This window comes from Pengzhenrongella sp., assembly GCF_036565025.1.
In the GTDB taxonomy this organism is placed as follows: Bacteria; Actinomycetota; Actinomycetes; order Actinomycetales; family Cellulomonadaceae; genus Pengzhenrongella.
Window position 1 is genome coordinate 1 of record NZ_DATCNW010000049.1, and the last position, 4,433, is coordinate 4,433.

Below are 4,433 nucleotides of genomic sequence, written 5' to 3' on the forward strand. Positions count from 1 at the left end.
GTACTTAGGTGGATGGCGGTAGGTTGATCAACTGACCGCGAGTCCGCAAGGAGTCCGCAAGAAGTCCGCGAGCCGCGACGAGAACGGCGTCCAGGCGGTCGGCTACGGCGTCCAGATCGTCGTCAAACAGATCCGCGTAGGTATCGAGCGTCATAGCCGCTGAGGCATGGCTGAGCATCGCCTGAACGGCCTTCACGTTCGCTCCGGCACTGACCGCGAGCGACGCGGCGGTGTGCCGCAGCTCGTGGGGAGTCAAGCCCGGCTCTGCGATAGAGCTGTTGATCATGGCCGGGGATGGTTGCCATCGACCTCAATATGGGACATTAGGGCGCCCGGGGTGACGCCCGAAACTTGGGCGTCACCCACGGCGTCAGGACGCCAGATAATGTTCCAGTGCTTCGCGCGCGAGGGTCGACAGCGACACGCCCTCGGCCTCCGCGCGCCGTTCGGCTTGCTCCAGTATCGCTTCGGGTACCCGGAACTGCACGCGGGGTGAGTGCACCCCGGGTCCGGTGAGCGACTTGCGTCCCGGGATCAGGTTCCGGCGCCGCGCCTCGGCTAGGGCCTCGGCGGCCAGTTGCTCGGCGAGGTCATCGGTGAGCCTGCGCCCGTCGGGCAGGCGCACGACCTCGGTGTTCAGGTCGACGTCGTGGATAGTGTCGTCCCTGGTGACGACGTACTCGCTAGGGTCGATCTTGCTCACGTGCCTCCTCCTGTCCGAAAGCTGATCGGCATGGCGTGGATGACCGTCAGGCCACCCGGGTTGCGGTCATCGGGCACTGCGATGACCTCGATCTGGATGCCTCGTGAGTCGATGCCCAGGTAGTGCAGCTGGTCACCGATCACCGTTGGGACGCCCGCGTTGGCCATCGCGTCCAGGATGCGCTGGTTGCCGATCTTGTGTCGCCGACCGGAACGCGCAACCCGTACCCGCAGGCATCGATTGTGTCATACACATCCGAGTAATGCGAGCTGGTGGTCGCTCTGTCGCGGTGAAACGTGCCCGTGCACGGGTCGGATACGCCGTCGGCGCTTGGCGTGCCGGACAGCGACTGACGCGTCAAGCCGCGCGGGGGGAGCGCGTGATCAACATGGAGTGGGCAGTGCACCACCCGCCGGCGCGCTAGCCAGTTTCGACCCAGAAGCGCAGCTTGCCGCCCCGCTCGTCCTCGAAGCGCCCGCCATTGGCCTCGATGACCTTGCGGGAGCCGATGTTCGTAGCGTCGCAGGTGACAAGTGCTTGCTCGATCCCGAGCTCTCGTGCGATGGGCAGCATGTGCTGCAGCATCGCCGTGGCGTGTCCTTGTCGGCGGGCTGACGGGCGGACGTCGTAGCCGATGTGCCCGGCGTACTCGAGCAGGTAGTCGGTGAGGCGATGACGGACCGCGATCCGGGCCAGGTAGGCGTTGTCCTGGACCCACCACAGCGTCGTTGCGGGAACGTAACCGTCCGGACGGGGCGTGTCTTCCAGAGCATCGGCCCGTAGCGCCTGGGTATAGGTCTGGAACCCCGAAGCGGTGTCCCACGTGGGACCGAACTTGCGGATTTCCCCTCCGACCATCGAGTCGTCGTCGTCCGCGCCCCGCCCCTCGGCGCGGAACTCAGCCATCGCAGCGAGGAACGATGTCCGTGCTTCGACGTTTGGTCCCACCAAGACAGGCATGCCAACAAGTCAAGCAGGCTCCACAACGCCAATTCCGGGTGTGCGGGAGGATCGCAGCCAAGGGAGGTACCAATGGCGCTGGATGCCGATGTGATCGTGGTCGGGGCCGGTCTCGCGGGCCTGGTCGCGACCGCCGAACTTGCCGACGCGGGGCGCCGGGTGATTCTGGTCGACCAGGAGCCTGAGCAGAATCTCGGCGGCCAAGCCTTCTGGTCCTTCGGCGGGCTGTTCTTCGTCGACTCGCCCGAGCAGCGGCGGATGCGGATCAAGGACTCGCTCGAGCTGGCGTGGCAGGACTGGCTGGGAACCGCCGGCTTCGACCGCCTCGACGACGAGGACGTCTGGCCGCGGCAGTGGGCCGAGGCGTACGTCAACTTCGCGGCCGGCGAGAAGCGTGCCTGGCTGCACGAGCGTGGGGTGCGCTGGTTCCCGATCGTCGGCTGGGCAGAGCGCGGCGGCTACACCGCCAACGGCCACGGCAATTCGGTTCCGCGCTTCCACATCACATGGGGGACCGGCCCGGGTCTGCTCGCTCCGTTCGAGACGCGGGTCAAGGCGGCCGCCGACCGCGGCTTGGTGCGCCTCGCGTTCCGCCACCGCGTCGACGAACTGACGGTGACGGGCGGGGTCGTCGACGGAGTGCGGGGCCAGGTCCTCGAAGCGTCCTCGGTGCCGCGGGCCGCGCCGAGTTCTCGCGTTGAGGTGGCCGACTTCGAACTGCACGCGCAGGCGGTGATCGTCACCTCGGGCGGTATCGGCGCCAACTTCGACCTTGTGCGCGCGAACTGGCCGAAGCGAATGGGTCACCCACCCAAGCGCATGATCGCGGGCGTCCCGGACTTCGTCGACGGACGGATGCTGGCCATCACCGAGTCGGCCGGCGCGCGCATCGTCAACTCCGACCGGATGTGGCACTACGCGGAGGGCATCCACAACTACGACCCGGTCTGGACGAACCACGGCATCCGAATCCTGCCCGGGCCATCGTCGGTGTGGCTGGACGCGGTGGGCAATCGGCTCCCGGTGCCGCTGTTCCCGGGCTTCGACACACTGGGCACGCTCGAACACATCATGACCACCGGTCACGACCACACCTGGTTCGTCCTGACGAAGAAGATCATCGGCAAGGAGTTCGGGCTCTCGGGCTCGGAGCAGAACCCCGACCTGACCGCAAAGAGCGTGCGTCAGGTGATCGACCGGGTGCGGGCCGGCATGCCGCCGCCGGTGCGCGCCTTCCTCGATAAGGGCGTCGACTTCGTACAGGCCGACACCCTCGACGAGCTCATCGCGCGGATGAACAAGGTGACCGACACCCCACTGCTCGATCCGGAGACGGTGCGCCGCGAGATCATCGGCCGGGACCGCGAGATGGACAACCACTACACGAAGGACCTCCAGATCGCAGCGCTGCGCCAGGCCCGCTCCTACCTGCCGGACAAGATCAGCCGGGTCGCGTCGCCGCACAAGCTCACCGACCCCAAGGCCGGCCCGCTCATCGCGGTACGCCTGTCCATCCTGACCCGCAAGACGCTCGGCGGCCTGAACACCGACCTCTCCTCGCGGGTGCTGCAGGCCTCCGGCGAGCCGCTGCCCGGCGTGTATGCGGCCGGGGAGGTCGCCGGCTTCGGTGGCGGTGGCATGCACGGCTACCGGTCGCTGGAGGGGACGTTCCTGGGCGGCTGCATCTTCGGCGGCCGCACCGCCGGCCGCGCCGCCGCCGAAGCGACCCGCTGACTGGCCGCGGCCGGGTAACCCGCCACGGGTGCGTGATCAACTAGGAGTTCTGGTCGTATATCGCCGCAGCGACTAGATGATCACGGGAACTCAGTCGGTAATGCCCGGCTAGTCGGCCGACGGGTGCTTGGCGAAGTAGCTCTTGGAACTGCGTGCCATCCGGCCGAACGCCAGCCGGTTGATCGGGCTGCCGATGGTGAGGAGCCCCCGTGTCTTGGGCAATGGCTCGATCGCGAACGTCCAGGTGAAGCGGCAACCGGACGGACTCGGCTCGATGAGGTAGTCCTCGGCCATTCGACGCAGGAAGCCTCGATTGGCCTCGCGAAGGAAGAATGCGTGCCGCTTGCCCTCGTCCCACACGAAGTACTGCTCGTGCGCGGTCATTGAGTGCAGCGGCAGCGTGACGGTGCGAGTCGTGCCGATTCCGAACGGGCGTGGCGAGCTCCATTCGACTGTCTGCACGCCCGGACCCCACGCGGAGACGCTGCGCTCGGAGGTGAGCGATTCCCACACCCGCTCGGGCGGGACGGGCAGGTCGATGGGAAAGCGGTAGACGTAGGGCGCGGTCGCGAAGAATGTCTCGTCGCAGGGCTGCATCGGGTGCCACTTGGTCATGCCGGTCAGCATGCCGTACTCACCGGTAACTTCGCGCGGCGGACGGTCAGGCCTGGCGCAGGCCGGTGAACGCGATCTTGCAGATGGCGTCGGCGAGCTCGGCTCGGTCGGCCCCGGTGCGCGACGGTCGGTACCACTCGACCAGCGAGTTCACCATGCCGAACAGCAGCCGTGCGGTGAGGGCGGGGTCGACGTCCGGGCGCACGTCGCCCGCTGCCTCGGCTTGCGCGACCAGTGCGCTGATCGCGTGGTCGATCTCACGCCGGCGGGTGATCGCGCGCCGCTCGACCGGGGTGTTGCCGCGCACCCGCAGCAACAGCGTGACGAACGGTAACTCGTCAAGCAGCACGTCGACGCTGCGCCGCACGACGTGCTCGAGGCGGTCGATCGCGCGGCCCTCGACCGCGGCAGCCTCGTCGAC

5 protein-coding genes and 2 pseudogenes are annotated in these 4,433 nt (G+C 67.7%); 1 reads left to right on the forward strand and 6 read right to left on the reverse strand.

Annotation, left to right across the window (positions count from 1 at the left end; translation table 11 throughout):
* Positions 1 to 4: 4 nt before the first annotated feature.
* The 4 genes and pseudogenes from VIM26_RS02470 to VIM26_RS02485 form a co-directional block, all read right to left on the reverse strand.
* A pseudogene (locus VIM26_RS02470) lies at positions 5 to 262 on the reverse strand (tyrosine-type recombinase/integrase); the annotation flags it as partial.
* Between the two features lie 108 nt (positions 263 to 370).
* On the reverse strand, positions 371 to 703 hold the full coding sequence (locus VIM26_RS02475; RefSeq protein WP_331948736.1) for a ribbon-helix-helix domain-containing protein: 333 nt from the start codon (positions 701 to 703) through the stop codon (positions 371 to 373).
* A complete protein-coding gene (locus VIM26_RS02480) occupies positions 700 to 870 on the reverse strand; it encodes a hypothetical protein (RefSeq protein ID WP_331948737.1) in 171 nt (56 codons plus the stop codon). The genes VIM26_RS02475 and VIM26_RS02480 overlap by 4 nt, the downstream gene beginning before the upstream one ends.
* Positions 871 to 1,123: 253 nt before the next feature.
* Positions 1,124 to 1,609 carry a GNAT family N-acetyltransferase gene (locus tag VIM26_RS02485; protein WP_331948738.1) on the reverse strand — a complete coding sequence of 162 codons (486 nt, stop codon included), beginning with the start codon at positions 1,607 to 1,609 and terminating at the stop codon, positions 1,124 to 1,126.
* A gap of 126 nt (positions 1,610 to 1,735) precedes the next feature.
* On the opposite strand from VIM26_RS02485, the gene VIM26_RS02490 reads away from it, so the two are divergent.
* Positions 1,736 to 3,397, forward strand: a complete 1,662-nt coding sequence (locus tag VIM26_RS02490; RefSeq protein ID WP_331948739.1) for an FAD-binding dehydrogenase — start codon at positions 1,736 to 1,738, stop codon at positions 3,395 to 3,397.
* 108 nt (positions 3,398 to 3,505) lie between these two features.
* Here the strand turns inward: VIM26_RS02490 and VIM26_RS02495 are convergent, their stop codons facing one another.
* Entirely contained in the window at positions 3,506 to 4,012 is a 507-nt protein-coding gene (locus tag VIM26_RS02495; RefSeq protein WP_331948740.1) for an SRPBCC family protein, read from the reverse strand.
* A gap of 46 nt (positions 4,013 to 4,058) precedes the next feature.
* A pseudogene (locus VIM26_RS02500) lies at positions 4,059 to 4,433 on the reverse strand (TetR family transcriptional regulator); the annotation flags it as partial.